Here is a 4,598-nt window from a genome sequence, read left to right on the forward strand (position 1 = left end):
TCGGCGGCGCGCTGGCCGGACTCGCCACGGTGATCAAGGTATGGCCGGTGCTGACCGTCCTCGGCACGCCCCGCGGCCGCACCACCCGCGACGCCTGGCTCGCCCTCGCGGCCTCGGCCGGCGCCCTGCTCCTGCTCCTGGGCACCGCGTTCCGGGGCGCGTTCGACTTCTTCCTCGCCCAGCAGGAGCGGGGTGTGGAGATCGAGTCCATGGGCGGCGCCGTGCTGCACACGGCCCGGCTGCTCGGCTGGCCGGGCGGAGTCCGGCACCAGTACGGCTCGTTCGAGTTCATCGGCCCGTACGTGCCCGAGGTGGCCCTGGCCTCGTTGCTGCTCACCGCGGCGGCCTTCGGCTGGCTGCTGCTGTGGCGGATGCNNCGCTGGCCGCCGTACTGCTGTTCACGGTCACCAGCCGGGTCATCAGCCCGCAGTACCTGATCTGGCTGATCGGCCTCGCCGCCGTGTGCCTGACCGTGGGCCAGACCACCCAACGGCCCACGGCGGTCCTGCTGTTGCCGGCGGCCGCGACCACCACCGTCGACTACCCGCTGTTCTTCGGCGCGGTCCTGGACGGTTCGTGGCAGGGCGTCACAGTCGTACTGCTCCGCAACGGCCTGCTGCTCGCCGCCGCGCTGCTGTCCTGCGTACGGCTGTGGCGGGCGACGGTCCCGCGCCGCAGGCCCTCGCCGTAGCCGGTGACCCGGAACCCGAAGCCGTAGCCCGGCGGCTCAGAGCCCTGAAGCCGCAGCCCGGTGGCTCAGAACCCGAAGTCCTGGGTCCACCACGGCCCGCCGCTGCCGAAGTGCACGCCGACGCCGAGGGTCTTGTAGTCGCAGTTGAGGATGTTGGCGCGGTGGCCCGGACTGTTCATCCAGATCTGCATCACGGCCTCGGCGCTCTGCTGGCCGCGCGCTATGTTCTCGCCGCCCAGCCCGCCGATCCCCAGCGCCTCGGCCCGGTCCCAGGGGGAGTTGCCGTCCGGGTCGGTGTGGTCGAAGAACCCGCGCTCGGCCATGTCTGTACTGAACAGCCCGGCCAGCTCCGCGAGTTCGGCGTCCACCCGCACCGGACTGCACCCGGCCTGCGCCCGCTCCTGGTTGACCAGCTTCAGCACCCGCGCCTCCGCCGCCGACTCCCCGCTGGGCGCCTTCGGCGCGGGCTCGGACTTCGGCGGAGCCGAGGGCTTGGCCGTACGGGACGGGGTCGGGGCCGCGCTCGTACGCTCCGCGGGCGAGGCGGACCGCTGCGAGGGAATCGCCGAGGGCCGGTCCTCGGCCCGGGTCCGGGAGGGGGTGGCGCTCGGCGACTTCGAGCGCCCCGAGGAGCGGCTCGCCGGCGCGCCGGACTCGTGCTCGCTCGGTGTCCCCGACGGCGCGCCCTGTGTCTCCGGCGTCGGCAGGTCGCTCGCGCGGACCCGGTCCGCGGAGTCGCCGCTGCTGCCGGTCGTGTAGGTGTTTCCGCCGGGCAGCAGCCCGGAGGCCATGGCGACGGCGCCCACCGCCACGGCGGCTGACACCCCCAGCATCCCGGTCCGTACCACCGGTGCGGCGCCCCGGCGGACACTGCCGCGGCGGGCGTCGGCGTCCCTCGGCGGTGGCGCGGGAGCGGTCCGTCTATGACGGCCCATCGCTGCCCTCCTCAACCTTCGGGTCAACACGCATCACCCGTTCGGGTGATGGCCATTGCCCCGGGACTGTACGCCATAGCGGACGGGGGTGATGTGCCCGGTGGGCAATTGGCCGGTTAGCTTGCCCACATGAACGAAGATGTCCGGCTGACCGCCTGGGTCCGCGGCCGCGTCCAGGGCGTGGGCTTCCGCTGGTTCACCCGCGCCGAGGCCCTGGAGATCGGCGGCCTCGCCGGCTTCGCCTCCAACCTGGGCGACGGCCGCGTCCAGGTCGTCGCCGAGGGCCCGCGGGAGAACTGCGAGAAGCTGCTCGGCTGGCTCGCCTCCGGTGACACGCCCGGCCGGGTCGCAGGAGTGACGGAGATCTGGGACACACCGCGCGGTGGCTACGAGGGCTTCGACATCCGCTGAGCGCACCGGGTGCCCGGCCGTACCCATACGGTCTCCGCGATCTCCCGGCGGCGCTCCGCGGGCCCGGCCCGAGGGCGTCCGGGGCGGTGGCGATCGTGCGATGACCTGCTGGGGAACCCGATGGTTGCCAAGAACGCGCCGCCGTGCAAGGCTGCGGTCCCAAGGATGATCGCCGCGCCCCGCGGGCCACCTGGAGAGAGCAGCGCCGCAGACGTTTCCCGCCGCGCGCCCCAGGCCGCCCTGCGATACAGGGCGTGATCGTGTTGACCGTCAAACCAATTGGTGAGACGCTGGAATCCCCGCGCACCCTACGTGTTTGCCATTGAGAACACCGGTGGCGAGCGAACCGCGGGTGCGAAATCCCTCACGACCCACACCGCTTCGGTCGGTCACTCATTGTGGAGGACCATCCATCATGGCAAAGGCGCTTCTCGGTTACGTCGGCGGCTCCGACCCGCGACTCCTCGCCGAGATGCGACGGCTTCAGCAGCGTGTCCAGGACCTCGAATCCGAGCTCGTAAGGATCCAGGCCGAGAACGACGCGCTGTCCGCTGCCGCGCACCACGGTGACTCGCTGCTCGACAGCATCGACATCGACGTACCCAAGGCGGAGCCTGCGCTCACCTGACCCAGCCAGTGCGATCGGCCGGTCAGGCTGTCCGTCAGCCGCTAGAGAATCTGCAAGGGACGCCTCGGCGTCCCTTCTTCCTTTCCAGCCCAGTTGTGGGGCCCTTCCTTACCGACTGATGTGCCCTGCGTTTCCTGCGGTGAAACTCCGTGGGGAAGTCCGAACGCGAAGGTAGAGTCCGACGGCGTGCACCTCAAGAGCCTGACCCTGCGCGGATTCAAGTCCTTCGCCTCGGCCACGACGTTGCGCTTCGAGCCCGGCATCACGTGCGTCGTGGGCCCCAACGGCTCCGGCAAGTCGAACGTCGTGGACGCGCTGTCCTGGGTCATGGGCGAGCAGGGTGCGAAGTCGCTGCGCGGCGGGAAGATGGAGGACGTCATCTTCGCCGGGACGACCGGCCGTCCGCCGCTCGGGCGCGCCGAGGTCTCCCTCACGATCGACAACTCCGACGGTGCGCTGCCCATCGAGTACGCCGAAGTGACCATCACGCGGATCATGTTCCGCAACGGCGGCAGCGAGTACCAGATCAACGGCGACACCTGCCGGCTGCTCGACATCCAGGACCTGCTGTCCGACTCCGGCATCGGCCGCGAGATGCACGTCATCGTCGGCCAGGGCCAGCTCGACTCCGTACTGCACGCCGACCCGATGGGCCGCCGGGCCTTCATCGAGGAGGCGGCGGGCGTCCTCAAGCACCGCAAGCGCAAGGAGAAGGCGCTGCGGAAGCTGGACGCGATGCAGGCGAACCTGGCCCGCGTACAGGACCTGACCGACGAACTGCGGCGCCAGCTCAAGCCGCTCGGACGGCAGGCCGCGGTGGCGCGGCGGGCCGCCGTCATCCAGGCCGACCTGCGCGACGCCCGGCTGCGGCTGCTGGCCGACGACCTGGTGACCCTGCGCGAGGCGCTGCGCGCCGAGGTCGCCGACGAGGCGGCGCTCAAGGAGCGCAAGGAGGCCGCCGAGGCGGAGTTGCGGGCGGCGCTCCAGCGCGAGGCGGCCCTGGAGGAGGAGGTCCGGGCCCTCGCCCCCCGGCTCCAGCGCGCCCAGCAGACCTGGTACGAGCTGTCGCAGCTCGCCGAGCGGGTGCGCGGCACGATCAGCCTCGCGGACGCGCGCGTGAAGAGCGCGAGCGCGCCGCCGATGGAGGAGCGGCGCGGGCGCGACCCCGAGGACATGGAGCGCGAGGCCGCCCGGATCCGCGAGCAGGAGGCGGAGCTGGAGGCCGCGTTGGAGGCGGCCGGTCGGGCGCTGGAGGACACCGTCGCCCACCGTGCCGAACTGGAGCGCGAGTTGGCGGGGGAGGAGCGGCGGCTGAAGGACGTCGCCCGCGCCATCGCCGACCGGCGCGAGGGCCTGGCCCGGCTGCACGGGCAGGTCAACGCGGCCCGCAGCCGGGCCGGTTCGGCCCAGGCCGAGATCGAGCGGCTGGCCGACGCGCGCGACGGGGCCGAGCAGCGCGCGGTCGCGGCTCAGGAGGAGTACGAGCAGCTCAAGGCCGAGGTCGACGGGCTGGACGCGGGCGAGGAGGAGCTGGCCGGGCGGCACGAGGCCGCGAAGCGGGCGCTGGCCGAGGCCGAGGCGGAGCTCTCCGCCGCCCGCGAGGCGGCCACGGCCGCCGAGCGCAGGCGCGCCGCGACCGCGGCCCGCCACGACGCGCTGGCGCTCGGGCTGCGCCGCAAGGACGGTACGGGCGCGCTGCTGGGCGCCGCCGACCGGCTCACCGGCCTGCTGGGCCCGGCCGCCGAACTCCTCACCGTCACCCCCGGCTTCGAGATCCCCGTGGCCGCCGCCCTCGGCGCCGCCGCCGACGCCGTCGCCGTCTCCGACCCCGCCACGGCGGCCGACGCGATCCGCCTGCTGCGGGAGCAGGACGCCGGTCGGGCGGCGATCCTACTGGCGAAGGGGGCGGTGGATGTCCCCGCGGCCGCCCCGG

General features: G+C 73.2%; 5 protein-coding genes. 4 read left to right on the forward strand and 1 reads right to left on the reverse strand.

The features are described 5' to 3' along the window. Positions 1-756 precede the first annotated feature (756 nt). Entirely contained in the window at positions 757-1,113 is a 357-nt protein-coding gene (locus AOK16_RS28655; RefSeq protein WP_240483683.1) for a CAP domain-containing protein, read from the reverse strand. On the opposite strand from AOK16_RS28655, the gene AOK16_RS28660 reads away from it, so the two are divergent. From AOK16_RS28660 to AOK16_RS21520, 4 genes are all read left to right on the forward strand, one after another. Then, positions 1,097-1,450, forward strand: a complete 354-nt coding sequence (locus tag AOK16_RS28660; RefSeq protein WP_240483684.1) for a hypothetical protein — start codon at positions 1,097-1,099, stop codon at positions 1,448-1,450. The two genes, AOK16_RS28655 and AOK16_RS28660, sit on opposite strands and share 17 nt — an antisense overlap. 305 nt (positions 1,451-1,755) lie before the next feature. Beyond that, positions 1,756-2,037, forward strand: a complete 282-nt coding sequence (locus AOK16_RS21510) for an acylphosphatase (protein WP_055473829.1) — start codon at positions 1,756-1,758, stop codon at positions 2,035-2,037. Between the two features lie 415 nt (positions 2,038-2,452). After that, on the forward strand, positions 2,453-2,665 hold the full coding sequence (locus tag AOK16_RS21515; RefSeq protein ID WP_055473830.1) for a hypothetical protein: 213 nt from the start codon (positions 2,453-2,455) through the stop codon (positions 2,663-2,665). A gap of 186 nt (positions 2,666-2,851) precedes the next feature. Further along, positions 2,852-4,598 (forward strand): chromosome segregation SMC family protein (locus AOK16_RS21520; RefSeq protein WP_157859295.1); only part of this gene is annotated, 1,747 nt, incomplete at its 3' end.

Source organism: Streptomyces pathocidini, assembly GCF_001418495.1.
Classification (GTDB): domain Bacteria; phylum Actinomycetota; class Actinomycetes; order Streptomycetales; family Streptomycetaceae; genus Streptomyces; species Streptomyces pathocidini.